Source organism: Desulfovibrio oxyclinae DSM 11498 (assembly GCF_000375485.1).
Taxonomy (GTDB): domain Bacteria; phylum Desulfobacterota; class Desulfovibrionia; order Desulfovibrionales; family Desulfovibrionaceae; genus Pseudodesulfovibrio; species Pseudodesulfovibrio oxyclinae.
Genome location: NZ_AQXE01000011.1, coordinates 1 through 25,458, shown reverse-complemented (window position 1 = coordinate 25,458; position 25,458 = coordinate 1). Strand labels below are relative to the sequence as shown.

22 protein-coding genes and 1 tRNA gene are annotated in these 25,458 nt (G+C 58.5%); 5 read left to right on the top strand and 18 right to left on the bottom strand.

The window, feature by feature from the left end:
* Positions 1–141: 141 nt before the first annotated feature.
* The 5 genes from B149_RS0112405 to B149_RS0112385 all read right to left on the bottom strand — a co-directional run bounded on the left by B149_RS0112405 (position 142) and on the right by B149_RS0112385 (position 7,109).
* Positions 142–1,707, bottom strand: coding sequence for a DEAD/DEAH box helicase (locus tag B149_RS0112405; RefSeq protein ID WP_040372783.1), 1,566 nt, complete (start codon positions 1,705–1,707; stop codon positions 142–144).
* Between the two features lie 210 nt (positions 1,708–1,917).
* Positions 1,918–3,093: a metallophosphoesterase gene (locus tag B149_RS0112400; RefSeq protein WP_018125486.1), complete on the bottom strand. Its 1,176-nt coding sequence runs from the start codon at positions 3,091–3,093 to the stop codon at positions 1,918–1,920.
* Between the two features lie 144 nt (positions 3,094–3,237).
* Positions 3,238–4,113 (bottom strand): CPBP family intramembrane glutamic endopeptidase, encoded by an 876-nt coding sequence (locus tag B149_RS17175; RefSeq protein ID WP_169332923.1) that lies wholly within the window; start codon positions 4,111–4,113, stop codon positions 3,238–3,240.
* Between the two features lie 27 nt (positions 4,114–4,140).
* On the bottom strand, positions 4,141–5,334 hold the full coding sequence (locus tag B149_RS0112390) for a class II aldolase/adducin family protein (protein ID WP_018125484.1): 1,194 nt from the start codon (positions 5,332–5,334) through the stop codon (positions 4,141–4,143).
* Positions 5,331–7,109 (bottom strand): aldehyde ferredoxin oxidoreductase family protein, encoded by a 1,779-nt coding sequence (locus B149_RS0112385; RefSeq protein WP_018125483.1) that lies wholly within the window; start codon positions 7,107–7,109, stop codon positions 5,331–5,333. The genes B149_RS0112390 and B149_RS0112385 overlap by 4 nt, the downstream gene beginning before the upstream one ends.
* A gap of 77 nt (positions 7,110–7,186) precedes the next feature.
* Between B149_RS0112385 and B149_RS0112380 the strand changes: the two genes are divergently transcribed.
* Genes B149_RS0112380 through B149_RS0112370 form a run of 3 tightly spaced genes read left to right on the top strand, consistent with a single transcriptional unit; the run spans position 7,187 to position 9,631 of the window.
* A complete protein-coding gene (locus tag B149_RS0112380; RefSeq protein ID WP_018125482.1) occupies positions 7,187–7,711 on the top strand; it encodes a tetratricopeptide repeat protein in 525 nt (174 codons plus the stop codon).
* Between the two features lie 44 nt (positions 7,712–7,755).
* A complete protein-coding gene (locus B149_RS0112375; protein WP_018125481.1) occupies positions 7,756–8,718 on the top strand; it encodes a diguanylate cyclase domain-containing protein in 963 nt (320 codons plus the stop codon).
* Positions 8,693–9,631 carry a tyrosine recombinase XerC gene (locus B149_RS0112370; protein ID WP_018125480.1) on the top strand — a complete coding sequence of 313 codons (939 nt, stop codon included), beginning with the start codon at positions 8,693–8,695 and terminating at the stop codon, positions 9,629–9,631. Before B149_RS0112375 ends, B149_RS0112370 begins: the two co-directional genes overlap by 26 nt.
* Before the next feature lie 90 nt (positions 9,632–9,721).
* Here B149_RS0112370 and B149_RS0112365 read toward each other — a convergent pair whose 3' ends face one another.
* From B149_RS0112365 to B149_RS0112305, 13 genes are all read right to left on the bottom strand, one after another.
* Positions 9,722–11,497 carry an amino acid ABC transporter permease gene (locus B149_RS0112365; RefSeq protein WP_018125479.1) on the bottom strand — a complete coding sequence of 592 codons (1,776 nt, stop codon included), beginning with the start codon at positions 11,495–11,497 and terminating at the stop codon, positions 9,722–9,724.
* A gap of 74 nt (positions 11,498–11,571) precedes the next feature.
* On the bottom strand, positions 11,572–12,399 hold the full coding sequence (locus B149_RS0112360; protein ID WP_018125478.1) for a transporter substrate-binding domain-containing protein: 828 nt from the start codon (positions 12,397–12,399) through the stop codon (positions 11,572–11,574).
* Between the two features lie 69 nt (positions 12,400–12,468).
* Complete coding sequence (locus tag B149_RS0112355; RefSeq protein WP_018125477.1) at positions 12,469–13,197, bottom strand: amino acid ABC transporter ATP-binding protein; 729 nt, start codon at positions 13,195–13,197, stop codon at positions 12,469–12,471.
* Between the two features lie 190 nt (positions 13,198–13,387).
* Complete coding sequence (locus tag B149_RS0112350) at positions 13,388–14,755, bottom strand: L-serine ammonia-lyase (protein ID WP_018125476.1); 1,368 nt, start codon at positions 14,753–14,755, stop codon at positions 13,388–13,390.
* A 36-nt stretch (positions 14,756–14,791) separates the two neighbouring features.
* Entirely contained in the window at positions 14,792–15,571 is a 780-nt protein-coding gene (locus B149_RS0112345) for a substrate-binding periplasmic protein (RefSeq protein WP_018125475.1), read from the bottom strand.
* 271 nt (positions 15,572–15,842) lie between these two features.
* Positions 15,843–16,775, bottom strand: coding sequence for a sensor domain-containing diguanylate cyclase (locus tag B149_RS0112340; RefSeq protein WP_018125474.1), 933 nt, complete (start codon positions 16,773–16,775; stop codon positions 15,843–15,845).
* A 287-nt stretch (positions 16,776–17,062) separates the two neighbouring features.
* On the bottom strand, positions 17,063–17,491 hold the full coding sequence (locus B149_RS17170) for a C40 family peptidase (protein ID WP_169332922.1): 429 nt from the start codon (positions 17,489–17,491) through the stop codon (positions 17,063–17,065).
* A gap of 100 nt (positions 17,492–17,591) precedes the next feature.
* The gene (locus B149_RS0112330) at positions 17,592–18,155 is read right to left on the bottom strand and encodes a BON domain-containing protein (RefSeq protein ID WP_018125472.1); all 564 of its coding nucleotides are present in this window, start codon (positions 18,153–18,155) and stop codon (positions 17,592–17,594) included.
* A gap of 29 nt (positions 18,156–18,184) precedes the next feature.
* Positions 18,185–19,126 (bottom strand): RluA family pseudouridine synthase, encoded by a 942-nt coding sequence (locus B149_RS17165; RefSeq protein ID WP_018125471.1) that lies wholly within the window; start codon positions 19,124–19,126, stop codon positions 18,185–18,187.
* Positions 19,127–19,135: 9 nt separating this feature from the next.
* The gene (locus B149_RS0112320; RefSeq protein ID WP_018125470.1) at positions 19,136–20,437 is read right to left on the bottom strand and encodes a TRAP transporter large permease; all 1,302 of its coding nucleotides are present in this window, start codon (positions 20,435–20,437) and stop codon (positions 19,136–19,138) included.
* Position 20,438: 1 nt separating this feature from the next.
* Entirely contained in the window at positions 20,439–20,924 is a 486-nt protein-coding gene (locus B149_RS0112315; RefSeq protein WP_018125469.1) for a TRAP transporter small permease, read from the bottom strand.
* Between the two features lie 62 nt (positions 20,925–20,986).
* Positions 20,987–22,048 (bottom strand): TRAP transporter substrate-binding protein, encoded by a 1,062-nt coding sequence (locus B149_RS0112310; RefSeq protein WP_018125468.1) that lies wholly within the window; start codon positions 22,046–22,048, stop codon positions 20,987–20,989.
* 33 nt (positions 22,049–22,081) lie between these two features.
* A complete protein-coding gene (locus tag B149_RS0112305; protein ID WP_018125467.1) occupies positions 22,082–23,722 on the bottom strand; it encodes an FG-GAP-like repeat-containing protein in 1,641 nt (546 codons plus the stop codon).
* A 169-nt stretch (positions 23,723–23,891) separates the two neighbouring features.
* Here B149_RS0112305 and B149_RS0112300 point away from each other — a divergent pair, with 169 nt between their 5' ends.
* Both B149_RS0112300 and B149_RS0112295 read left to right on the top strand, forming a co-directional pair.
* Positions 23,892–25,148 (top strand): NOL1/NOP2/SUN domain family protein, encoded by a 1,257-nt coding sequence (locus tag B149_RS0112300; protein WP_018125466.1) that lies wholly within the window; start codon positions 23,892–23,894, stop codon positions 25,146–25,148.
* 159 nt (positions 25,149–25,307) lie between these two features.
* Positions 25,308–25,384, top strand: a tRNA-Asp gene (locus B149_RS0112295).
* Positions 25,385–25,458: the final 74 nt, after the last annotated feature.

Genomic DNA, 25,458 nt, shown 5'->3' with positions numbered 1-25,458 from the left:
TCAAAAGGAAAATGCAAGTGTCAATTGTCGTGCTTTGAAAATGGACCTCCTGTGCGATTTGGTACATTGCGTCAAGCGTAAAAAAAGACCGGGACGATTACCGTCCCGGTCGATTTGTTGTCTTATTTCGAGGGGTCGGAGCTAGGCTTTCGAGCAGAAAGGCTGTCCATCCTTGCCAGGGAAGCGATTCAGTCCTCGCTGAATAAATTTCACTTCACCTTCGGGAACCGTGAAACTCGTACGGTTGCCCTGCACCTTCACGTTCTGGATCTTGAACGGTCTGGTTTTGGTGCGGTTTACAAGGAAGTCCACGAATTTCTTGGGGTTCATGCCCTGATTCTTGCCGATGTTGGCGATCATGCGAACCCGGCCGCCCTTGTCGTTGCGCTGGGCTTCGCGGATTTCGCGGTAGGCGTCGTGCTCCAGTTCTTCACCGAAGGCATAGCGAAGCAGCGCTGCCATGGCTTCTTCGGGATCCCGCTCCTGCATGAACTCTCGTGCCAGCGGCAGGTAGGTCTCGAAGTTTTCGGTGGCCAGTATTTCGTCCAGCTCGGAGGCGATGCGCTTCTTCTTGGAGTAAATGACATCCTCGACCTTGGGCAGCGGCTGCTTGGTAATCTCAATGCCCGAGGTGCGGCAGATGAACATGAGCTTGCGGAACTCACGCGGTGTGATGAGCGTGATGGCCGCGCCCTTTTTGCCGGCACGTCCGGTGCGTCCCACGCGGTGCACGAAGGTCTTGGGATCCTGCGGCAGGGCGAAGTTCACCACGTGGCTCAGGTCCGGAACGTCGATGCCGCGGGCAGCCACGTCGGTGGCAACGAGAATGTCGCTGGCCCCGCTGCGGAACTTGCCGAGAATCTGTTCGCGGCGAGACTGGTTCAGGTCGCCGTGGATGGGTTCGGCCGGGTAACCGCGTTCGGCGAGCTTGCGGGCCACTTCGTCCGTATCGGCACGAGTGCGGCAGAAAATGAGGCCGCGGAAGTCGGGTTCCACATCGATGACGCGGCAAAGCGCTTCGAAACGGTCGGACTCCGAAACTTCATGGAAAATCTGTTTGGTCAGGGGGACTTCGTTCTTCTTGGCCTTAACCGCAACGGTCTTGTAGTCGCCCATGAATTCGGAGGCGATGCGCATGACCTGATCCGGCATGGTGGCGGAGAAGAGCAGCGTGCGACGTTCCGCGTTGCTGCGGGAGAGAATTTCCCGGATGTCTTCGATGAAGCCCATATCACACATCTCGTCGGCCTCATCGAGCACGGCCATGCCGATGCGGGAAAGGTCGAGTGAGCCGCGGTTCAGGTGGTCGAGTATACGACCGGGAGTGCCCACGACAACGTCGGCTCCCTGCTTGAGGCTTTTGAGCTGAAGGCCGATGTACTGGCCGCCGTAGACGGGGAGCACGCGGAGTTTCTTGTTTCCCTTGAGGGAGTTGATCTCGTCGGCAACCTGAATGGCGAGTTCACGCGTGGGGGCCAGAACGAGGGACTGGACATGCCGTTCGCCTTCCACGACATGTTCGATGATGGGCAGTCCGAAAGCGGCAGTCTTGCCGGTTCCGGTGGACGCCTGACCCACGATGTCCGCCTCTTCGGCGAGGAGCATGGGAATGGTGCGTTCCTGAATGGGGGTCGGGGCGGTGAAGCCCTTTTTTTCGAGAGCGTCGACTACGTTGTCGGAAAGGCCAAGTTTCTTGAATGGATTCATTTTTTCCTGATTGTTTTTCGTGCGAATAATCGCCGCCGCAGAGCGCACGATGCCGCGGCGGTCGGGCCGCCTTTCCATCCGATGCAGAGGTGAAGCTGTGTCAGCGGGGGACGTGAAAGGTGTGGCGAAACCCGTTTATGAGAACGGGACGTGCCCCGGCGTATGCCATGGCGCGCCTGCCGTCAAGACAAAAAGGCAAAGCGTTGCGGGTCATTTGCGTTTAAGTTTGATCAAAACGATCTCCGGAGGTGCGCCGAGGCGCATGGGAGGTCCCCAGTATCCGGCGCCGCGTGAAACGAAAAGCGCGGTGTCGCCATGGTGGTGCAGCCCGTACACGTACGGGTTGAAGCAGCCCACGATGAAGGTCCACGGGAAGAACTGTCCACCGTGCGTGTGACCGGAAAGCTGCAAATCGTAGTCCGCCTCGTCGGCCGCGTCTATCATGTCCGGCCGGTGGGCCAGCAGAAGGGAAAAATCGTGCTCCCCGGCCTGGTCCATCACTTTTCCGGGCTTTGGAGTGTGTTCGTCGTAGAAGCGTCCGGCCTTGCTGTCCGGAACGCCGGCCACGAGAATCCGTGCTCCATTCACTTCAACCACCTCGCTCTCATTGACGAGCGTCGTGAATCCCAGCGATCGGGCTTCTTCGATCCATTCGAGCGCATGGGAATAGTATTCATGGTTGCCGGTGATGAAGAACTTGTGCGGGGCTTCAAGCTCCTCGAAGTGCTTCACGTCCGGGCGCAGCCACCAAGCGCGGCCATCCACCATGTCGCCGGTATGGACGATCATGTCCGGGTTCTGAGCGTTTATCAGATCCACAAGCTGATCCACCCACGGCCCCTTGAGTGTGGGGCCCACATGGGTATCGGTGACCTGCGCGATGGTGTAGCCGTCGAGCTGTTTCGGCAGGTCCGACACGGCGATATCCACTTCGGTGACCCCGGGCAGGCCGCGGGCTATGTGAGTCGAATACGCCGTGAGAGGAATGGCCACGGCCAGAATCAGGGCGTTGGTCGCATTGAGCCATGCGCGACGGGTGTTGCGCTGTTTCTCCTTGAAGAAGATGCGCCGGGTGTCCTTGGGGCGAAGGTAGTTGATGATGCGCAGCACGATGAACAACAGGTCGCGCGCTAGAAGCATCATCATGAACGACGAGACAAAGCCGAGGAAAGTGTACCCGGCGAGGTCAAGGCCGTCGATAAGCTCATGGTGGTAGCCGTTGAAGCGGAAAACCCATGTAAAGCGCTGGCCTATGACCAGAAGGGCCACCAGCAGGAACAGCAGGCGCTTGGTCCACGCCGAAAAGGGCAGCGGTCGAATGACGCGCAACCCGAGGTAGGCGGTTATGAATACCGCCACACTGACTACTGTGACCAACCAGCCCATGAACATGCTCCAAAGTTTAGCGCACCATAGCGCAAGTGTTGGTTTCTGCCAACCGTTGCGCGATGGTTGAGGAAAACAGCTGTTTTACCAATGTGGGTCGCGGGGTGTTGAAAACACTGCCCTGCCGCCTGGTAGAGGCTTCGATTATGACTGCGGAGAGCGGGGGGTGCCGAGTTTTCTGAACCAGAAGAAGACGAGCAGCGACGCGACAAGCCAGCAGATGATTCCCGTCAGGCCGGTGTCGCCGCCCAGCACCGGGTTGTTGTCCGGAAAAATGTATTTCCAGACGCCGTAGGCCTGAGCGTTGATGGCGGCATGAATGAATGCGGCAAGAAGGGTGCTGCGGTAGGCCAGCGCAAATTCGTTGATGAACGTGCCGATGGCGATGGTGCCAAAACACATCAGCAGGGCCCCGACAAAGGGGTGGCCGGGGTAGTTGAAGCCGACGAGAATCAGCGGCAAATGCCAGATGCCCCAGATGAGCCCGAGCAGCAGGTAGGCTCGCAGCTTGCCCAGCTGCATGAACGAGGGCAGCAGCAGGCCGCGCCAGCCAAGCTCTTCCCCGAGCGCTGCCAGAAAGTTGAAGATGGGGCCGAGCAACGCGCTCGCAGGGAGCATGATGAGCAGCGCATGGTAGGCGGGCGCTTCCGCGCCGGGCGACATGCGCATGGATTGCAGCAGGGTTTTCATGGTCCAGTCCGGCTCGGAAATGCCCAGAAGCCAGGTCAGCCCGTAGGATGCCATGAATATCAGAGGCACAAGGAAAACGGTGGCGGCATACGGTTTCCATGAGCCGAAACGCAGGCCGAGCGCGGAGAGCGGTCTGCCCGCCAGCATATTGACCATCAGGGCGCATACGCCCGGCACCCACATGACGGCCACGAGCAACAGCATGGCGCCGGGTTCGAGAAGTCGTTCGGCGCTGAAGCCGTTGACGATCATCACCGCTTCCACGATCCAGGTGATGCCGAGGGTCAGGCCGGTGAAGAGTGAAGCGTGTTTGAGACTGACAGGTTTCATTATTTCGTCGGGCATGTCCGGGCCTTATCAGTATTCTTCAGTGTGCACAATGTGCGGCTGGCTTGCGGTTATTCTGCGGAAATATTCATCGTGGCAGCGTTTTTCGGTTGCCAGCAGCAACCGAAAGGCTTTGTTGAAATCTGCGTCCGATGCCGCGAAGACGCCGTGGCCGTGTACGATGGCGGCGGGAGAATGTGCCATGGCAGGTGGCAGGGTGTTGCAGAGTCCGGTGGGGCCGGTGCCCACCTCCCCCGGAACCACGGGCGCGCCTCCGACCGTGCGCGGCTCCCGGCAACGGATGTGGCAGTGCGAAGCGTTCTCGCATTCCTCCGCTTCGTCGCAGACCATGGACATGATCACACTGAATTTCGGGTGACCGTGCAGGATGCAGCGGGCGTTCGTTCTGTCATAGATTCCCTCATGGGCGGACAGCTCGCTGGATGCCGTGAGTCCGGCGCAGGATGAGCCGTCGCGCGGGCACGGGTCGATGCAGCCTTCCAGTTCGTCAAGGGAGCTTCCGGTCTGGCTGATGAGCACCGTATTGTCGATCAGGCAGGAGAGATTGCCGAAAAACGAATCTACCAAGCCGTAATCCACCACGGCCCGCCCGGCCTCCGCCATGGCGGCAAGCGCTGTCTCGCGATCCGCGAACGGTCCGTTCGCCAGTTTTGGGTCGGCGCTCGGTGGGACAGGAAGTCGGGATGTGACCTTCTCGAATACGGCTTGAAATTCCGGGTCGGGCCCGCCGGATTCACAGGCCGCCAGGTAGTCGGAAAAGAAAAGGACAAAACAGGCGAAGCAGACCGAGGAATAGAAGACGAATCCCTGTTCAGGGCTGACAGTGCCGAAGCTGACCACCCCTTTGCCCGGAATTACTGCGGCCTTGCGCCGGAAAAGAGCGTCTGCCACGGCCTGCGGCTCGAAAGACTCAGTCACCGGGATGTCGTGCAGGAAGGTGCGCGTCTCGCAGTCCCTCGGGCGGATGGATGAGCCGTGCCGGGAGGCGAGGAAATCTATAATGTCGGTATACGGCTCGGCGGGCCGGGCGAAAACCAGTGAGCCGACATCCATGAGTTCGAAGACCTGTTCGAACACCTTGCGGTTCGCATCCTCTCGGTTCCATTGTGTAAGGGCGTCCCGGCCGCCCAGCAGCGGGGTGTTTGCCTCGGCCAGTCCGTGCCGCACCATCTTGTCGGCATATTTGTTCAGCAGTTCCTTCATGCTGAGTCACCGTCCTGCATTGGTTCCATGCCGAGTTCATGGGCCTTTTCCTTCAGCGGCAACCCTTTCTCGTCGAGCCCACGGATATGGTAATATGCGGCGCGGGCTTGCAGGAACTGCTCCCGGTTCAAAGGGCTGATGCGGATTCCATCACCGGAGGAACCTTCCTCAGTAAAGAAACGCGGCGGCAGGTCATCATGGGTTGCGTCGAAACCGTTGAGCGCGTTCATGGTGCGCTCGTTGAAGCAGGCGCGTTCCCCGATTATCTGTAGTGTCTTCAGATCCATGTCCATTCCGGTGACTGCGCTTACGGCCTTAGCGTACTCTTCAAGCCCGGCAGCGAGAAAGATGAATCGGCAGGCCGTGAGGGAATCTGCCGCAGCGAGGACATCCTCGGAGGTCTTGATGATGCGTGCCTTTCCGGAGAAGGTGAAGCGATCCGTGGCGACAGGTTTTCGCAGGATTTCATGGCTTGCCGGGTAGGCATGCTGATCGCAGCCGCCAACGGTGCTGACCGCCACCGCCAACGCCGTGCCGTAAGCGCCGCGCGGGTCGAATGCAGGCAACTCCAGGCCTTTCGAGGTCATGGAACGTTCCGGTTCACCGTGCTCCGCGGCATAGCGCCTTGATCCTGCTCCCGGTCCCTTTCCGGAAGCCATCTCATGGAGCGCAGGCAAAAGCGTGTTTTCATCAAAGTCCCTGCCTGTGATCTCGCGCACGCAAGCAAGCGTCCCAGCCGCTGAAACCGCGTCCAGTCCGAGGCGGTTCAGCAGGTCGAAGGCTTTCATGGTAAGTTCCATGTCCGTGTTGCCGATCAGTGCCGTCAGGTGGGACAGGCTGACGAAGTCGGGAATGCTGCGAGCATCATCGGCCATCCGGTGACAGTGGATCGGGCAGCCTTCGCAGCCGTGGGGCCGGGCATGGTACCGTGCGTTGAATGCTGGGGCGTTCAACGCGTGTGCTGCAGGAAAGTGTGTCTTGCTAAAATTGTCCGTGGGCATCATGCGCCGGGAGTCCGTAAGGTCCAGCAGGACGGCCGTGCCGTTTCGGGCAAAGCCGTTGGGTCCCATGAGCGCGGGCGATGCGGCGGCCAGCCGCATGATCTCGCATCCGGCTTCGGCGAGCTTTTCGGGGTCGTACACGGTAACGTCCCCGGAACCGGTGACCATCAGGTACTTGAGATTCCGTGCCCCCAGAGAGGCCCCGAGGCCGCCGCGTCCGGCGGGATGATAGCGATCAACCATGATAGACGCCATGGGTGAACGATGCTCCCCGGCCGGACCGATGCAGGCAACCGAAGCGTCGGGTGGCATTAGTTCGTGGAGCGAGTCGAATACCTCGGAGGTCTGCGCTCCCTGATGGGGTTCAGCGTTCACAATGGAAACGCGCTGGTCGCGGATCTCTATGCCGACAAGCGTTTCTGCCGTTCCGGTTATGACGATACCGTCCCATCCGGCCTGCTTGAGTTGCGTGGCCAGACGTCCGCCGAGGGGCGAGTCGATGACGGTTCCTGTGAGTGGGGATCGGGTCATCAGGCTGGCACGACCCGATGCCGGTGCGGCGGTGCCAGTCAGCGGCCCGGTAAATATGCAGACGGGCATTTGCGGGTGGTCCCACTGCCGGGTGCAGTGCGGGCGCAGATACGCTCCCGCCATGGCCCGGCCACCGCAGTACGTAGCATAAAAATCTGGGCCGGGATGCTCGGTCCGGCTTTCGCCACGTTGCAGGTCTATGTGAAGGACGCTGCCGGTCCAGCCGCAGAGGTCGCTTTTCATTCGATTTTTCCGGGGAATGCGTTGTGGGCGGTTGACCCGCTCCGGGAATCGGATATTATCTCGCCGCAGGGGGAGTTATGTCCAAGAAAAACGACAAGGTCAACGCATCGCGGCGGAACTTCCTCATGGGAGCCGTCCGCCGTATTCGCAAGGATGACCCACAGTCCTGCGGTCCCATTGCGGCCAGCAGCGGCACCATATCCCTGATCCGCGAGGCCAACGATGCCTATGCCGCGGAGGACTGGGACGAGGCCATTCGACTCTATCGCGAATATCTCAAGAAGGAAAAGGACTTGGACGTCAGGCTGCGGCTTGGCGAGACCATGTACAAGGCTGGACGTTACATCCCGGCCCGCACGGAGTTTCGCACGGTTCTTCGCGGCCGACCCAAGGAGCTGCGCGCCATGATCCTGCTCGGCCTGACTTACGCCCGCGCGGAAGACCTGGAAAAGGCCGCCGAGGCGTGGCGCGAATATTTCGACCCGCACAATATTCCCATGCAGCGTGAGCTTAATCTGCAGATCGGGCTCATCGATGACGGCATGGCTGAATCGCCGGAGTCGGTGGCGCGCGCCGTCGAGGCGCAGCTCGACTGTCTGTAGTCGAAACCTTTACTGTCTGCACTCGCAGGTGCTACTTGGATACCATGAACAAAAGCATGAGCGATTCCCTCTTTTCCCGTCGTCAACGGGCGTTCGTCCTGTCCTCGGACCCGGAGCTGGCCAAATTGTTTCGCTCCCTGTGGCCCGAAGAGCTCATGGAAATCACGGTGTTCGAATACGGTCGCGGTGCCGTGGAGCATCTCTTCAACGAGCCGCCGGACCTGCTTATCGTGGATAACCGGCTGAGCGACATCAGCGGACAGGAGGTGGCTTCGCTGGTCAAGAGCGAGAACGTCTACCGCCAGCTCCCGGTCGTGCTGGTGCTGGATGCCGAGGACATGACCGAGCCGTGGGACTGGAACCGTATCGAGGTGGACGACTTTCTTGTGCGCCCCTTCACAGAGGGGGAGGCCCGCGACAGGGTGAACCTGACCCTGTGCCGCGCCCTGCGTGCGCTCGACGCCAACCCGCTCTCCAAGCTGCCGGGCAATACTTCCATAATCCAGCGTATCCAGTCGCTCATCGACGCGGGCGAGGAATTCGCGCTCGCCTATTGCGATCTGGACCATTTCAAGTCTTTCAACGACAAGTACGGTTTTTCGCGCGGGGATGAGGTGCTCATGATGTCGGCGCGGGTCATCGTCAATACCATTCGCGGACTTGGCGGCGTAGGCAGCTTTGTGGGACACGTGGGTGGTGACGACTTCGTCTACATCGTGCCGGCGGACCGGGCCGAGGAATCCTGCAAGCGTGTTATTGATGCGTTCGACTCCATCGTTCCGCATTTCTACGACGAAGAAGATCGCAAGCAGGGATTCATCCGCTCCACGGACAGGCAGGGCAATGAACGCACGTTCCCGCTCATGGCCGTATCCATTGCCGTGGTCATCAACACCGAGGGCCGTCTCAAGCACTACGGCGAAGCTTCGGCCATCGCTATGGCGCTCAAGAAGAAAGCCAAGGAAAACCCGAAGAGTTCCTATGTCATCGACAAGCGAAACGAATGAACGCGACGTCGGTGAATACGGGAAGCGCTTTCTTGCCTACCTGAGTACCGAAAAAGGCTATTCTCCCGCCACGCTTCGCTCCTATGGGACCGATCTGGAGCAGTTTCAGGACTTTCTGAAAGGCCGCAAACTCGATCTCGACCAGCCGGAACACATCGCCAGAGATGACGTGCGCGGCTTCATGGCCGACCTGCATCGCCGAAGGGTCACCAAAACCACCGTGGCTCGGAAGCTTTCGAGCGTTCGTGCTTTCTTCCGGTTCCTCGCGCGTAAGCGGATCAGCGGGCACGACCCGACTGCCGGGGTTCGCAACCCCAAACAGGACAAGGTTCACCCAAGGGGGCTCAACGTGGATCAGGCCATCGGCATGATGGAAGCTGCCATGCCCCCCGATCCCGAGGGGCTTCGCAATCTTGCCCTTGCAGAACTGCTTTACGGCTCAGGGCTTCGCATATCCGAGGCGGTCGGGCTGGATGTATTCGATGTGGACAGCGGGGTGGTGCGTGTCATGGGTAAGGGCGGCAAGGAGCGCATGGTGCCGCTTACAAGCAAGGCCGGTGAGCGAGTGCGTCGCTGGCTGGAGCAACGGCAGTCCTTCAAGCCTGTTTCCGGTGAGCGCGCCCTGTTCATCGGCAAGCGCGGAAGCCGACTCAACAGGCGCGAGGCCAACCGAATTCTCAACCGGCTGGCAGAGATAGCAGGCATCCCCCGTGAAGTGCACGCGCACATGCTGCGGCACAGCTTCGCCACTCATATGCTGGAGGCCGGAGCCGACCTGCGCAGTGTGCAGGAATTGCTGGGCCACGCGAGACTTTCCACTACCCAGCGGTATACGCATCTTGATCTGCAACAGCTCATGAAGGTCTATGACAAGGCGCACCCGCGTAGCAAAGAGGGCAAGAAGAAGCCCTGATTTGTGATTTTTCGAGAGGATTAGGGTTTGAAGGCAATAAAAAAGGGAGGCGAAAGCCTCCCTTTTCTGTTTCGTGAATGGATGTGCGGGTTACATTTCGAGCCGCACCTTTTCCGGACTGAGCTTGTTTTCGAGGTGTTTTGCATAGCGGCTCATGGCGAAGCAGCAAAGGAAGTACAGCACCGCGATGGTGGTGTAGATCTCGAAGGGGTAGAGCATCAGGCGGTTGTTGATGGAGTACGCGGCAGTGGTCAGTTCGGTCACGCCGATGATGTAGGCCAACGAGGTGTCCTTGAAGGCCGCGATGAACATGCCGACGATTGCCGGGAGCATCTGCTTCAGGGCCTGCGGCAGAACCACCTTGCGCATGGTCTGGAAGTAGCTGAGTCCGGTGGACTGGGCGGCTTCGACTTGCCCGGGCGGGATGTTTTCGATACCGCCGCGGACGATTTCCGCGATGTAGGCGCCGAAGAACACGGTCATGGCCCAGGTCGCGCTCCAGAAGACGCCGATCTGCGATTTGATGATGATCGGCAGGAAGAAGTAGACCCAGAAAATGACGATGATCAGCGGGTTGCCGCGAATCAGCTCAATGTAGGCGGTGCAGGGAATGCGAATCGCATTGTTCTTGGAGGTGCGTCCCATACCCACGAACAGGCCTATGACGAAGCTGACCGATATGGAGAACACCGCCATGAAGATGGACATGGACAGGCCGCCGAGGCCCCAGAGAGGCTCGGTGCTGCCGCCGTTGGGAAAGCGCCAGATGAGCAGCGCCCGCAGGTTGTCCCATATCACCTGGAAGTTGAAGGAGGCGATGCCCTTGATGGTCTGGTAGATAAGCAGCAAAAGCGCGACAACGAAGATGGTTTTGGCGCCGTTGATCAGGGTCATGCGTGCCAGACCGCGCAAGCGGAAGAAGAATTCCTGTCGCGGAGTCAGGTGCTTAGAGCCCTGTTTCTTTCTGGTAAGCCGTCTGATGGGCCGTGCGAATAGCTCCCAAACGAATTCTAAGGGCAGGAAAAACGCATCCGCCACCTTTCTTGTGAAGGTTTTCTTCCCGGCGGGCATCAGCTTGAGCTTGGTGTTCACGAGGTTCAACAGACCCGCAATGACCAGTGAAAGCGAAAGGTAGATCGCCGTGGCTGCGGCAGTGGCCTCAAAGCCGGCATAGGTCAGGGACTCGACTTCCTGCATGGACCAACAGACCTCTGCGACACCGAGAGTCATGGCCAGCGAGGAGTTCTTCATGTTGTTGAGGAACTCGGAGCCGAGCGGCGGGATGATTTCACGAAATGCCAGCGGGAGAATGATCTTGCGAAGGGTCTGGGCGTAGCTCATGCCCGAGGAGTAGGATGCTTCAAGGAGTCCCTTGGGAATGGACTGCATGCCTGCGCGGATGATCTCGGCCATGAACGCGGAGGTGAAGATACCAAGACCGATGGTCGCGGCCCAGAATTCGAAGTTGTACTCGAAAAGCTTGTAGCGGATTTCCTGCGGAAACGCGTTTGGCAGAGCGAAGTTCCAGAAAAACAACTGAACCAGCAGCGGCGTGTTGCGGAAAAATTCGACGTAGGCCGAGGCAAATGCATACACCGGTTTGAACTTGGAAAGCCGTGCCAATCCGAAGAGGGTGCCCAGCCCGAGAGCTATCGCCGCCGAATAGATGGAGATGGAAATCGTCAGCTGGAGGCCGTTGAGCATGAGCAGGCCCATATGGCCGTACTGCGTCTCGTTGACGAAGACTCCCCAGTTGAAGTCATAGTCGAAGTGAAAGACGAAGCCGAAATAATAGACGGCCAGTCCCAGGATGAACAGCAGGGTCGTGTTCTGGACCCATGTCTTCTCGAATAGTCTATTAAGCATGTGCTCTTCTTGGAAAACGGGTCCCGGGGCGTCCGCCCCGGGACCCGATCGTTACAATGCGGGTTGCCTGCGGCTTACGGCCACATTTCGATCTTGGAAGTCATGGGGAACGGAGTGTCGGAATCCGGACCGAACCACTTGTTGTAGATCTTCATGTAGGTGCCGTCGGCCCAGATGTCCTGAATGGTGAAGTTCACCAGGTCGCGCCATGCGGAATCGTCTTCCGGCAGGCCGACACCGTAGGGCTCGTCGGAGATGAATTCACCGACCAGCTCGAACTTGCCGGGCATCTTGGAAGCCAGCGCGATGAGCAGGGTGGAGTCGGTGGAGATGGCCTGCACGCGACCGGAGCGCAGTGCTTCGAACATCTCGACTTCGTTCTGGTAGCCGATGACCTTGGGGTTGTTGTCGCCCATGGAGCGCAAGTACTTCTTCACGTTGACGATGGAAGTGGTGCCCTGCATGGAGCCGATCTTCTTGCCCACGAGATCCTCGGGCTTGTTGATCATGCCCTTGGGTGCGAGGAACTTCTGACCGTCGAAGAAGTAGGTGATGGAGAAGTCGATCTTCTCGTCACGCACGCGCTTGTGGGTCATGTTGGAAAGGACCATGTCCACCTTGGGCGGGTTGGTCTGCACAAAGGAGATGCGGGTCTTGTTGTTAACGACGACCGGCTCAAGCTTGGCACCAATGCGCTTGGCGATTTCCTTGGCCATGTCCATGTCGAAACCGACCCACTCGTTCTGGGCGTTGATGAAGCCGAACGGTTTGCCTTTGTTGGAAATACCGGCGCGAACGACCTTTTCGCCCATCACGCGATCGTAGGTGGGACCGGCGAAGACCATGCTGGCCGCGACCAGCAGCATGGCGGCGGACAGCGCCATGATTTTGAAAACTCGCATAACCTCTCCTTCGGTTGTGGTTGAGTTGTCATCAAAGACTCCCCGGGCCCGGCCCGAAGAGCCCTGTTGCTAATGGCTGAGAATCTTGCTGAGAAAGTCCTTGGTCCGCTCGCTTTGCGGATTGTGGAAGAATTCCTCCGGCGTATTCTGTTCCACCATCGCCCCTTCATCCATGAAGATGACCCTGTCGGCCACTTCGCGGGCAAAGCCCATCTCATGCGTGACGCAGACCATGGTCATACCTTCGCGAGCCAGCGACTTCATGACGTCGAGCACTTCGTTGATCATCTCGGGGTCGAGAGCGGAAGTGGGTTCGTCGAAGAGCATGATCTTGGGCTGCATGGCGAGACCGCGAGCGATGGCGACACGCTGTTGCTGGCCGCCGGACAACTGGGTCGGGTAGGCACCCGCTTTGTCCGGGATGTTGACCTTCTTGAGCAGCTGCATGCCGATTTCGGTGGCTTCGCCGCGCGTCATGCCACGAACGAGCGTGGGGGCGAGGATGATGTTTTCCAGCACGGTCATGTGCGGGTAGAGGTTGAAGGACTGAAAGACGAAGCCCACTTCGGCCCGCAGGGTGGTCATGTTGGTGCGCGCATCGCCCACGTTCATGCCGTCCACGACGATGTCGCCCTGCTGGATGGGTTCAAGCCGGTTGATGCAGCGGATGAGCGTACTCTTTCCCGAGCCGCTGGGACCGCAGATGACAACCACTTCGCCTTTCTCGATTTCGAGATTGATGTTTTGGAGAACGTGCAGGTCTCCAAACCATTTGTTGACGTTTTTGAAAGAAATCACGTTTTTTCCTCGTTTCAATCCATTCACGAAAGACAAGGTGGGACTAGCAGAAAAGAACGAGTCGGGCAAACTTTTTTTAAATGTTGTCAGGGGGGTAGGAGGTGTGAAGGGTGGTTGAAACGGATAAAATTATAACGCCATCATTACGTGTTTCGTTGTTCGAAATGTATAATTTTTCGAAAAACGAAAATTAACATTCCGTCATGGAGAGTGCGAGTCCGCCTTCGGAGGTTTCTTTGTATTTGTGCGACATGTCGCGTCCGGTTTCCTTCATGGCCCGCACCACCTTGTCGAGATCGACCATGTGGTAGGCGGCTTCCACCGTGGTGGCGATGAGGTAGGCGTTGTAGGCTTTCACGGCGCCCATGGCGTTGCGTTCAATGCAGGGAATCTGCACGAACCCGCCGACAGGGTCGCAGGTAAGACCCAGATGGTGTTCCAGTGCGATTTCTGCTGAATTCTCGGTGATTTGAAAGCGATAACCGCGAGCGTATGCCAACATGGCCGCAGCCATGGCGGATGCCGTGCCGACCTCTCCCTGACAGCCGACCTCCGCGCCGGAGATGCTGGCGTTGTGTTTGACCAGAAAGCCAATGGCGCTTGCGGCGAGCAGCCCCTGTCGTATCTCGTCCGTGAGCGCCCCGAGGTGTCGCTTGAGAACGAAAAGGATGGCCGGGATCACCCCCGCGGCCCCGGCGGTGGGGGCGGTCACTACGCAGTGCCCTGCGGCGTTTTCTTCCGAAGCTGCGAGCGCATAGGCGTTGAGTGCTTTGACGAATCCGGAGCCCTGAAAATGGTCGTTGCGGGCGTGCTGATACATGGTGGGCGCCTTGCGGTGGAGGCCGATGGGCCCCGGCAGCTTGCCGCAGGTGGTGATGCCTTTTTCAACAGCGTGCTCCATAACCTCAATGAGAGTATCAAGTCTCGAAAATATTTCGTCTTCCGTCAGGCCCGTGATGGCCTTTTCGTTTTCCAGTATCAACTCGTGCAGGCGGATGTCGTTTCGCGTCAAATGTTCTTTGAGCGTGCCCATGCTGGAGTACGGATATTTCGGCTCTCCCCGCTGCGGTTCTTCATACCCAAGCCAGCGAAGAAAGCCGCCGCCGATGGAATAGTATTCTCTCTCGAGGAGGGATTTTCCTTTTTTGTTCAGAAGGCGGAAAATCATGGTGTTGCTATGCGGATAATCATGCTCAACGGCATCCATGATGATGTCAGACGCCGTGAACGTTATAAAATTCCCAGTGAAATCAAGTTCATGCTGTTCGGATGGTGAGCGGTCAAGATTGTCGAGCACTTCAGGCGGGCAGTGCTCCGGGCTGTGTCCGAGAAGGCCGGATATTATCGCTTTGCGTGTTCCGTGTCCTGCTCCGGTGGCGCTGAGGGACCCAAACAGGCGGATTTCCAGTCTGTCGGCTTCTGATTTGACCTCGACGGGCAGCGCGCGGGTCAATGTCATGAGGTCCGCGCCCGCTTTCATGGGGCCGATGGTATGGGAGCTGGAGGGGCCCGGGCCTATCTTGAACAGTTCGAAAATGGATGTGGTGATGGGCTGCATACGGGTCTCCATGGCATAAAAGCCCGAATATTGAAATCAGGGGTGGGACTTGTAGAAGTGAGGTAGCGTGTGGCCCCATTTATGAAAAATAGGGGCGAGTTGACCGTCTTGGCGAAGGTTGTCCATTCCCTCTTCGTAGAGTTTTCTGATCTTTCTGCTGCGTTTGGAGGTGGAAAAAAGAGGATAGTAGGCCCGGTGTCCCACAGGGCGAACCTCGAAATTGTCCATGTTGAATGGGGTTTTTGTGCTTTTGATGGATTCCTGAATGAGCAGGATATCGTCAATATAGAAGTCGGCGCGTCCAAGGATGACCATGCCGAGGCAGGCTTCGCCTGTCATGAGTTCGCTGTATCGTATGCCGGGAGGAAAGTTCTCGGGCTTGTAGTAACCGTATCGCCAGACAAGTTGGCGGCCAACGAGGCTCTGGGCTCCTTTCCAGTTTTTAACCGTGTTTTTGCGGAAAAACGCGTGAAACTTATTTTCGTAAAGTGGATGGGAGGACGCAACGAGACCATGAACGGGAACATCGTTGGCTGTCATGAAGTCCGCCTCACCTTGCCGGACAAGCTCGTAAGCCCGTTCGCTGGGGGCGTATATCCGTTTAACCGAGATGCCGTGCTGGGCGAAGGATTCTGCGAGCAGATCGTGGTACAGACCCGTGCCGTCCTTGCATGTGAATCCTTCCCACGACGGACCTGCTGCAACAACAGACCGTATCGGTTCGGCGACCGAAACCGCTGAGCACAGCAGGAACTGACAGAGAACGATCAGTGCGGTTGCGCATGAACGTTTGCGTTTGCGAAAAGGGTGACGCATCGGTGCGTTTCCTCCGGCTGAAACCAACAAAGATAAACAGTGGGCCGAACCGGACCTGAAACTGTTTATCGTGTAATAGTGTTTGGTTCGGTAAATGCGTAAATATAGTTGGAAACACCGGCTTGTGCAAGAATATGTGCACAATTGTTCTGCCAGTCCTGCGCAATCGGACTGAGCGTGGGGATATGGGGAAATTCGGGGCTATCCAAGCCTTGTGGCGAATCGTGGGAGTTTTGGGGGAGTGTGGGGAAAGGAGGCTGCCGCAGTGCAATCAGCAGTTGTGGGGGCAGGGCGACTTACAGTCGAAACGGTATCCGTTTTTTCCGGAGTCTTTGACTTTGTACATCGCCTTGTCGGCTTTTTCGAGCAGGTCTTGAGCACTGTCGGAATTGTTCGGGTAGCAACTGATCCCTACGCTGGCGCCGATGCAAACCTCTCGGCCTTCCACCACGTAGGGGATGCCAACGCTTTTGACCAGATCCTGTGCCAAGTCTTCCGCCCAGTTTCGCCCCTTGCAATTGGCGGTCAGCACAATGAACTCATCGCCGCCCATGCGGTAGGCAGTGCCGTTGTCGCCGACGCATGAGAGCAGACGCTCGGCCACGCGGGCCAGCAGTGTGTCTCCGGCCTTGTGTCCGAGGGTGTCGTTCACATCTTTGAAGCCGTCCAGATCAATGAAGTAGACGAGGACGCAATCGTTCTTGTCCCGAGCGCGATCAACCACCATGGGCAGGTCTCGTTCCAGAGCCAGACGGTTTCGCACCCCGGTAAGCCCGTCGCGGAAAGCGAGAACTTCCATATTGGCCGCATCCCCCACCTCGTTGGCGACGCAGAAGTAGGCATTGTGGTCCGGCGAATAGATGGCCTGCCAGTTCAGCAGGCGGTGGTCGCCGGTGCGATCGAGAAAACGGAATGAGAAGGATGTGGAACCGATGTCGGAGGTGATGAGCCGCTGCATTGCGCCAAGGGCTTTTTCGCGGTCTTCAAAATGGATGTATTCGATGAGGTAGGAGTCTCGTAGGGATTCTGTTTCGTGACCGGTGACGCGCTCCCATGAGGGGTTGACGTCTTCGAACTGTCCGTCGAGGTTGATTACGGCGGCCATGCCCTGAGACAAGGCTAGCCAGGCATATCGCTCAACCTGGAACAGTCGCTCCAGCATGAACGGGTCGCCGCATTCGTGTAGGTACCTCTCGAAATCCATGATGACAGGGCTATACAACAGCCATGGGCTTTTTCCAAGGTCGAAAGCGTAACTTGATGCATTACTGCCGAAAAAAACGCTGCCATGGGCGGTGAGCTCTGAATAGCATCATTCGACAGGCGAAACTTTTTTGTTACTCACAGCATGTTTAAAAATGGTCTGGTCCTGCCGTGCCGGAAGGAAGGATTCCGCCACGAATCAGGGATGACAAGGGAGTGAGTCCTTGATGGAGCGTAAGTGGTGACTGTTGAAATGTGTGTTTGGCAACGCGGTAGAGGTGCTCGTTTTTAATGGATAATGCGACGGGCCCCAACGTAGTGCTCACTCCAGAACGGATTGTCCAATCGCGATTCCATGACGCGTTTTCCGGACTTCGGAGCATGAATGAACGTCCCTCGTTCCGTGACCAGCCCCACATGCATGCTTTTGCCGGTCATGACCTTGAAAAACACCATGTCTGCGGGGCGGATGTCGTTACGCTCCACAAAGGTGCCGGCCGAGTATTGCTTCCACGATACCCTTGGAATGCGGATGCCGCTTCGCCGGAAGGTCCACCACATGAGGCCGGAGCAGTCGTAGCCGGCCGAAGGGGATTCGCCGCCCCATCGATATGGCTTGCCGAGCTGGGTTTGGGCCGCACTGATGACGGCCCTCGTTTGTGGCGTGGTGAAGGTCGATGCTCTCAGGGCAGGTGCCGGGGGGCCAAAGTCGGGCACGTAAGGGTCTACGTAGGAGCAGCCCGCAGCAAAAAGCATAAAAGCCGTACTAAGGCAAACGGGAAGGAAGACGGCTTTCATCAGGGCTCCTTGCGGTGAATCAGCGTTTGACTCTCAGGTAGGACTTGACACCCTTGAGTCCCTTGACGCTGCGGATATGGGCCAGCGCATCGCTACGTTCCTTTTCGGAACCGACGATACCCAGAACCACCGCGCGGCACTGCACCATGTAGATATCCACGTTGGTGGACCAGATGTCTTCGTCCTGAATGAGCTTCTGCTTGATGGTCGCCATCAGCTCCAGCTCCTCGGCGGTGCCGCAATCGGCAAGTTCCTTTTTCGGGAGCAGGTAGGACGTTACGGAACGGACGCCCTCGACGCTTCGTGCCACGTTGACGGCCTTGTCGGCTTGAGCCTGCGAGGTGTATTCGCCGATGAGGAAGACGTCGCCTTCGTAGCTGGCCACATCGTAATCCATGTATTTGATTTGATCGTCGTCGAGAAACGCCTGCTTCACCTGAAAGGTGATCTTCTCGTCGGCGTAGATCGTCTTCATGTTCCGCTCGTCCACGGCTGCCTTGTAAGGTGTCGCGCACCCGGAAACGACGGTAACGAGGCAGATCAGCATCAGGACACGGACGGCATTGAAGGAAGTTTTAATCATGGTTCAGTCCTTATGGTTTGAAAGCCACCTTAGCCCGCAAAAGCCCGTTTGCGCAAGGTGTTGAGAAGTAGATGTGCGCCTTGGAGCGATTCGTGCGATGGCTGATAGTTTTCCTGCCAGTCCGGCGGGCATGAAATCTGGATGGAACCGTTTCCCAAGTCCGGAAGCACAAGACCGAAGCAGTGCAGCAAAAGGGGAGGGCGAGAGCCCGGAAGCCCGTATTTCGGGTCGCCATGAATCGGAAATCCACGAGAGGCAAGCTGAACACGGATCTGATGCGTTCGCCCGGTGAGCAGGCGTATTGCGAGCAGGCTTTCCTTCTCATCGGAATCGATAAGCGTTACTTCCGAGCGCGCCTGTTTTCCCGAACCTGCATGAACCTTTTCATTTCCCGGCCTGCCGGATTTCTCCAGGTGGTCTTCGAGCATCACGGTCGTGGCATCGGGCCAGCGTCCGGTGACTCTGGCTAGGTAGAGCTTGATCAAGCCTGACCGGGCGAATGCGTCGTTGAGTTGCCGTAATGTACTGTAGGTGCGGGCGGCAACGAGCAGTCCAGAAGTGTCGCGGTCGAGTCGGTGGGCCAGTGTGGGGCTGAAAGCCTCGTCGGGATAGGCCGCCTTGAGGCGTGCGGCGGCGGAGTCGGTTATGCCGTCACCGCCATGAGAGGCGAGGCCGGATGGCTTTTTGATGACAATGAGCTCGGAGTCCTCGTGCACCACCTCGATCTGGGGGCTGGCATCAGTTGGCGGTGTGGAGCTTTCATTTCTGAACGGAGGAATACGTATGAGTTGTCCGGCCTTGAGGCGGTCGAAAGGCTTTTTGCGGCCCTTGTCCACACGCACCTCGCCCTTTCGTATCCATTTCATGATGGCGGCCTTGGGCACGTCGCGACCGACTCGTCGCTGCAGGAATTGCAGAAGCTTCTGACCTGCTTCCGCTTCGCTGACCGTGACGTTCTGAACTCCGGGCATGTCGAGCTCCTACATCAGGCCCGGCAGCCAGGTGACCAGCCACGGACAGAGCATCAGCAGGGCGACGCAGAGCAGGAATGCGGGCAGAAAGCAGGTGACACCCTTGAATACGTGGCCCATGGGGATATCCGGCGCCATGGATGCGACGATGAACGTGTTGACCCCCACGGGAGGGGTGACCGCGCCAAGCGTGGTTACGATGGTGATGAGCACTCCGAACCAGAGCGGGTCATAGCCCATTGCCGTTACCACCGGAAAGAAGATGGGGATGGTCACCAGAAGCATGGCCAGTGCGTCCATGACCATGCCGCCGATGACGTAGATGACGCAGATGAGCAGGATGATGACTGTGGCGGGGATATCCAGGCTCGTGACCCAGCCTGCCGCTTCAAACGGCAGACGCGTGACGGCCAGAAAACGTCCGAAGATGACGGCCCCGGCCACAATGACCATGATCATGCTCGACACGCGAAGCGTATCCATCACCGAGCGGATGAAGTCTCCGAAGGAAAGGGTGCGGGTGGCAAGGCTGATGATCAAGGCCAGCATGGCGCCGGCGGCCCCCGCTTCCGTGGGGGTGAATAGCCCCATGAACAGGCCGCCCATGACAAGGCAGAACAGCACGATCATCTCAGCCGAGCCGGGCAGAGAGCGGAACCGGTCGCCCCAGGAGGTTTTCTCACCCGCCGGGCCCCAGTGGGGATTGCGGCGGCAAAGGACGGTGACGGTAACCATGAAGAGCGTGGTAAGCAGCAGCCCGGGCAGGATGCTGCCGACAAACAGCGCGGCAATGGACTGGCTGGTCTGCAGGCCGATGATGATCAGCACCACCGAAGGCGGAATGACCACCCCGAGGGTCGCACCTGCGGCGACGGATCCGGTGGAAAGCTCGGGGCTGTAATTGAACCGTTTCATCTGAGGCAGGGCAACGGTGCTCATGGTGGCCGCCGTGGCGGAGTTGGAACCGCAGATCGCGGCGAAGCCGCCGCAGGCCAGCACCGTGGCCATGGCGATGCCGCCCCGAATGTGGCCCATCCACGCGTAGGCTGCCTTGTAAAGCCGTTCGTTCACCCCGGAATAAAAACAGATCTGCCCCATGAGAATGAACAGCGGGATCACGGTCAGCCCGTATGAGGAAAAGACATTCCAGACTTCCGTACCAAGCATACCGGAGGCGGCCTGAGGACCGAGGATTGCCATGAAGCCGAGGTATCCCGTGATGCCCATGGCGAAGCCCACGGGGATGCGCAGTGCGAAGATTGAGGCCAGCAGAATGCCGATGCCCAGAAGCCCAATAGTTGCCGGTTCCATGCTAGTGTTCCACCCTGCCGGTGACGGTGTTCAGAAAGTCGGTCATAAGGACGAAGGCCATTGCGATGCAACCGGCCGCTGCTGCGAACACGAAGGGATGATAGGCGATCCTCAGGGTCTCGGAAAGCTCGCCGGTGGTGACAAGAAATCCTGCCCAGTCGGCGGTTTCCAGTCCTGCAAGCAGGAAGAAACCGCAGGACGCGGCCTCGGTGAGAGCGGCGAGAACCCGACGGACGCTTTTGGGGTAGTGCTTCATGAGCAGGCCCACGGATATGTGCGCTTTGCTCCGCTGGGCATAGGCAAGCGACAGGCCGGTGCCCACCGCGCCCAAAAAGCCCATCAGTTCAAAGGTACCCTTGAGCGGCATATCAAAGGCGCGAAGGGTCATGTTGGCGCAGGCGAGTCCCATCATGCCGACGAGAAACAGGCCCGCAAGCCGCGCCAGCCAGATGCTCAGCTTTTCGCTCAGGCGATCGAGAGTGTCCATAATTCGTAGGGGGATGAAACGGCGCGCCACCATACGGAAGCGCGCCGTTCATTGTGAGCTGGTTATTCGGGGAACCGTTCTTCGTACTTGCCCTTGAACGCCATGAGATCCCTCAGAATCGCATCGGCATCAAGGCCGGACTTTTCGGCTTCGGCCTTCCAGTCGTCCACGATACCCTCACCGATTTCCGCAATGCGATCGCGGTCCTCTTTGCTGAGCGTATATATTTCGATCTGATGGTTTTTCTTGGACCACTCAAGGGCTTCGTCGATGTGGGCGTCCATGTAGTTGCCGGTCCATTCAGCCTGCTCGCGACCGAGGTCGTCGATGACCTTTTTCACATCATCGGGAAGCGAATTCCAACGGTCTTCGTTCATGACCACGGCAAAGGGGTAGACGGGCAGATTGGTGATGGTCTCATAGCGGCAAAGTTCCGCAAAGTTGAAGTCCTTGAGAACTTCAAGCGAGGAGACCAGACCCTTGACCACGCCCTTCTGCAGGGCTTCCGGAGTCTGGGACATGGGCATGCCCACGGGCTTGGCGCCCATGAGTTCCAGCATCTTCAGCAGGGCGCCGCTGGCGCGCAGTTCCATACCTTGAAGGTCTTCAAGGCTGCGGACGGGCTCCTTGCTCATGATGTTGGAAGGAGCGGACGTGAAGGTGGTGACCACTTTGACGTTCTTCATCTCGTCCGGCTGGAGCTTGCTGTAGAGATCCCAGAGGGTCAGGCTCGCGGTGGTGGCATTGGTGAAGCCCACCGGCAGGTTGACCGAAAGCAGGGCGGGAAACACACCCGGATAGTAGGGCAGGCTCAGGCAACCGATATCGGCCTGTCCTTCGAGCACGCCCCGGTACATGTTCTTGGCGGAGAGCAGGGTGCCGCCGGGGTAGGTTTCCACCTTGACCCGGCCGTCCGTGCGTTTTTCCACTTCGTCGGCCCAGCGTTCCATCTGGATGCAGGGGAACGTGGATGCGGGCGGAAAGTTGGCATAACTGATGGTTATGACTTCCTCGGCCTGTTTTTCAGCCGTCTCGGCCCCCGGTTCCCCGGCTTTCTGGTCCGAGCAGGCGGCCAGTGCCAGCGCCGCGAACGCCAGCAATACCGCAAGATAACGTTTGAACATGATCCTCTCCTTCCGGAATGCGTTTACCCTGAGTTATTTGTTCAGTTCGTATGCGAGAACCATCGACTTGCGCTGGCTGAAGTCCAGTGCGCCGGTCTGCTTGTTCAGCAGCACGCACAGTTCCTTCTCGCCGTCGTTGTCGATGTCCTGATGCCCGAGGTCGGTGACCGTGCCCTTGATGCGGCGGGTCTTCCAGGCAAGGTTCAGTCCCACGCCGTCCCAGAACAGGGCATGAACTTCACCCTGCGAGTACGTGTTGAACCGGTCGAACACCTGACCGGCCATGGTGATGTCCTTGTTGACCAGCATTTCGTACTTCTTGGGATTGGAGATGGCCGCGGGCACCATGCGGAAGGGGATCACGAGAAGATCCTTGATCTCGTTGTCGTCGCCAACGTCACCCATTCCATAGAGCGTGTCAGACACTTCGATGCCGACCACGGAGGAGTTGTAGGTTTCCTCACTCTGGTACTGCTGTTCCATGTCCGGGGAAAAAACACGCATGCGCTGCATGTTGTCGATGACCATCACCTTGTAGGTCCCCTCGTCGGGCAGGTAGTTCATGTTGAATACGTTGCCGTACTTGGGACGGGGAATGGTGCTGGTCAGCACGACGTCATCGCCGTTGAAATAGGCTTCGTAGATTTTTCTGGGGAACGGTCCGCGCTTGCCGTTTTTCTGTGCCACCAGCGCCGGCTGGAAGGTCGGAGGCAGGTTCATGGTGGACAGATAGTAGCGGATGCCGTCCTTGAGCACCGTGAACTTGGACCCCTTGAAGGAGTAGATGGTGGAGCGCGGACGCTCATGGCTTCTGGCGGAAACGATGATCTCGGAGGCTCCGTCGCGGTCCAGATCGATAATGGAGAGGCGCAGCGGGTTGTTTTTGTTGGAGTGAATCTCGGTCTTGTCGAGCGGCTCCAGTTTGCCCTGACGGTAGCGGTAGGCGAACAGGTTGTGCTCGCTGAGGATGAACACCTCGTTGTTTCCGTCGCCGTCAGCGTCTCCGACAACCATTCCGTATGAGGGGAAGCGCAGTGTCTGACTGCGCCAGCGTCCGGGCGTCTGTGCGCCGCCTTCGTAACGGAAGTTGGGGTTCAGGGACATGACCTGCGGCTGAGAAACACCCTCGCTGGATGCGGCGATGATGCTCTGGTTCTTCGGGGCTGCACGTTCGGTGTTGTCACGGGAAAGCTGGGCGATAGCCTCTTTCTGCTGCCCCATGCCGGGGCGCTGATACACCTCGCCCTGAATGCTTTCGGCGGAGCGTTCCAGCCAGACCGGAATCTCGTTGATGTCCATTTTGGTCTGGTTCTTCCACTGGTGGCCGTTTTTGGCCACGGCTTGAATGAACACGTCGGACTTGGTGCCTTCCTGATCGATGGAGCACCAGATGACCGCGTCTGTGCCGAGTCTATCCGCGATGCGCAGGGCCTGCGCTTCGCCGCTGGGCAGCTCGACGCCCGCAGCATTGACGTCCGCCGGGACGTACTGGCCGGGCCAGGTGGCTTTTTTCTTGAGCTGAAGCTCAATGCCTTTGATCAGGTATTCATAGCTTTTGGGGCCATCGTATTTGACCGGCAGCACGACGAAAGTCTTGGGAGACTGCGCCATTGCCGTAGAGACGCCCAGAACGAAGACCACCATGAGCGCGGCCGTAACGATCTTTTTGAACATGAGTATCCTCCGGGGCCCGGACGGACCCGATTCATTCAGATTTCCTCCGCATCTGCGGGAGAGGTTATATAACAGGTAATGGAACGCTATGCAAAGGAGCTCTTGGTTGCCAACGTGATCGGATACGGGTATCCGAACCCGCGAGTCAAGCTGTTTTGAAGGAGGTTTCATGGCAGAAGACACAAGGTCTTTTCGACTGACGGGCACGACCGAAGAGTGGCCTCGTATCGAGGCTCTGCTGCGCGCTGAGGGGTTCGAATTCGAACCGGAGCCGTTCTTTCCCGGAGCGAAAAGGCTTCTGGAAGAACCGTTCCCGCTCGGACGCTCACTGGCCGCGCGATTCGGGCGCATCTATATTCAGGACCGTTCGTCCATGCTGCCCCCCCTTGCCCTGTCGCCCGGGCGCGGAGGCCGAGTGCTGGACATGTGTGCTGCTCCGGGGAGTAAAACAGGGCTTCTTTCTTCGCTTGTCGGCCCCGAAGGTGCGGTGCTCGCCTGCGAGCCGGGAGAGCGCATGGGAACGCTGCGGGCCAACCTTCGAAAAACCGGCTGCATCAACGCCGGGACCGTCCGCTCCCTTGCGCAGGACCTGCCGCTTGAGCCGCAGCGTTGGAATCATATTCAGCTTGATCCGCCCTGCAGCGGTTGGGGGACGGAGAACCGCAACCCCGGCGTGCGTGAACAGTGGACTCCGGAACGGCTGGCTCCTCTGAAGGATCTCCAGCGCAAGCTCTTGGCGAAGGCTGCCGATCTTCTCGCGCCGGGTGGACATTTGGTCTACTCAACCTGCACCACCAACCCCGAGGAAAACGAGGCGCAAGTTGTCTATGCCATGCAGGAACTCGGGCTTGAGCAGGAACAGTTTGCCCGTCCGGAGGGTTTCGTGTTCGCCGAGCCTCGAAAAGGGTTGAAAGGAGTGCTGTGCGTTGCCGACGAATCCGAGGGGCAGGGCTTCTTTGTCGCGGCGCTTCGCAAGCCGGGTAAAAGAGTCGAAATCGCCGACCCCCCGGAAACGAAGACCAAGGGCGGGCTGCGCCTTGAGAGCATCTCTGGCGGCGATGCGTTGGAGTATTCGCAGCTTCCCCCCGGAAAAGCCGTGGAGCATGATGGGCGGGTGTTCTGGGTCCCCTCAAAATTAAATGGATTGTTGCCGGACGGGGTCAAATGGCAGGGTTGCCGCTTGGGGCGCATCGGCGGCAAGGGAGACCGGAAAAAATTTCGGCCGGATGCCACGCTCTGGGGCGCGTTGCCGGTGTCGCTTCCTGTTGACGGCATTGAGGCCGAAACGGATGATCTGGTTCGTCTGCTAAGCGGTCAGGGGCTGCCCTCGGGCAAGGGGAATGGCCCGTGCGGCCTTTACTGGCAAGGGTTGCGACTCGGCTGGCTGGCTCGAAAAGGCAACCGTTTGCTTTGGCAGGAGAAGTGAGTCGCCCCTGCTTTGCGGAAAAAAGTGCTTTCGGAGAAAATTTTTTGCAAATATTGGTTGACAAGAAAGGGGTAGTTGAGACATACCTCTTTCCGCGCTGAGGCAAACGCCTCGACGCCGGAACGGACGGTGCTTAACCTGTCCGATCTCTNAAAAAGCGGAGCCGTAGTTAAGCTGGTTATAACGCCGGCCTGTCACGCCGGAGGCCGAGGGTTCGAGTCCCTTCGGCTCCGCCATAGAAATCAAAGGCTTAGGAGATTCTCCTAAGCCTTTTTTCTTTGCTGGTGGGCCCTTCGGTGGGCCCGGATAT

Excerpts from the sequence above, each read along its gene's own strand:
- B149_RS0112405 (WP_040372783.1), bottom strand. The coding sequence starts at position 1,707 with ATGAATCCATTCAAGAAACTTGGCCTTTCCGACAACGTAGTCGACGCT.
- B149_RS0112400 (WP_018125486.1), bottom strand. The coding sequence starts at position 3,093 with ATGGGCTGGTTGGTCACAGTAGTCAGTGTGGCGGTATTCATAACCGCC.
- B149_RS17175 (WP_169332923.1), bottom strand. The coding sequence starts at position 4,113 with ATGAAACCTGTCAGTCTCAAACACGCTTCACTCTTCACCGGCCTGACC.
- B149_RS0112390 (WP_018125484.1), bottom strand. The coding sequence starts at position 5,334 with ATGAAGGAACTGCTGAACAAATATGCCGACAAGATGGTGCGGCACGGA.
- B149_RS0112385 (WP_018125483.1), bottom strand. The coding sequence starts at position 7,109 with ATGAAAAGCGACCTCTGCGGCTGGACCGGCAGCGTCCTTCACATAGAC.
- B149_RS0112380 (WP_018125482.1), top strand. The coding sequence starts at position 7,187 with ATGTCCAAGAAAAACGACAAGGTCAACGCATCGCGGCGGAACTTCCTC.
- B149_RS0112375 (WP_018125481.1), top strand. The coding sequence starts at position 7,756 with ATGAACAAAAGCATGAGCGATTCCCTCTTTTCCCGTCGTCAACGGGCG.
- B149_RS0112370 (WP_018125480.1), top strand. The coding sequence starts at position 8,693 with ATGTCATCGACAAGCGAAACGAATGAACGCGACGTCGGTGAATACGGG.
- B149_RS0112365 (WP_018125479.1), bottom strand. The coding sequence starts at position 11,497 with ATGCTTAATAGACTATTCGAGAAGACATGGGTCCAGAACACGACCCTG.
- B149_RS0112360 (WP_018125478.1), bottom strand. The coding sequence starts at position 12,399 with ATGCGAGTTTTCAAAATCATGGCGCTGTCCGCCGCCATGCTGCTGGTC.
- B149_RS0112350 (WP_018125476.1), bottom strand. The coding sequence starts at position 14,755 with ATGCAGCCCATCACCACATCCATTTTCGAACTGTTCAAGATAGGCCCG.
- B149_RS0112345 (WP_018125475.1), bottom strand. The coding sequence starts at position 15,571 with ATGCGTCACCCTTTTCGCAAACGCAAACGTTCATGCGCAACCGCACTG.
- B149_RS0112340 (WP_018125474.1), bottom strand. The coding sequence starts at position 16,775 with ATGGATTTCGAGAGGTACCTACACGAATGCGGCGACCCGTTCATGCTG.
- B149_RS0112330 (WP_018125472.1), bottom strand. The coding sequence starts at position 18,155 with ATGATTAAAACTTCCTTCAATGCCGTCCGTGTCCTGATGCTGATCTGC.
- B149_RS17165 (WP_018125471.1), bottom strand. The coding sequence starts at position 19,126 with ATGCCCGGAGTTCAGAACGTCACGGTCAGCGAAGCGGAAGCAGGTCAG.
- B149_RS0112320 (WP_018125470.1), bottom strand. The coding sequence starts at position 20,437 with ATGGAACCGGCAACTATTGGGCTTCTGGGCATCGGCATTCTGCTGGCC.
- B149_RS0112315 (WP_018125469.1), bottom strand. The coding sequence starts at position 20,924 with ATGGACACTCTCGATCGCCTGAGCGAAAAGCTGAGCATCTGGCTGGCG.
- B149_RS0112310 (WP_018125468.1), bottom strand. The coding sequence starts at position 22,048 with ATGTTCAAACGTTATCTTGCGGTATTGCTGGCGTTCGCGGCGCTGGCA.
- B149_RS0112305 (WP_018125467.1), bottom strand. The coding sequence starts at position 23,722 with ATGTTCAAAAAGATCGTTACGGCCGCGCTCATGGTGGTCTTCGTTCTG.
- B149_RS0112300 (WP_018125466.1), top strand. The coding sequence starts at position 23,892 with ATGGCAGAAGACACAAGGTCTTTTCGACTGACGGGCACGACCGAAGAG.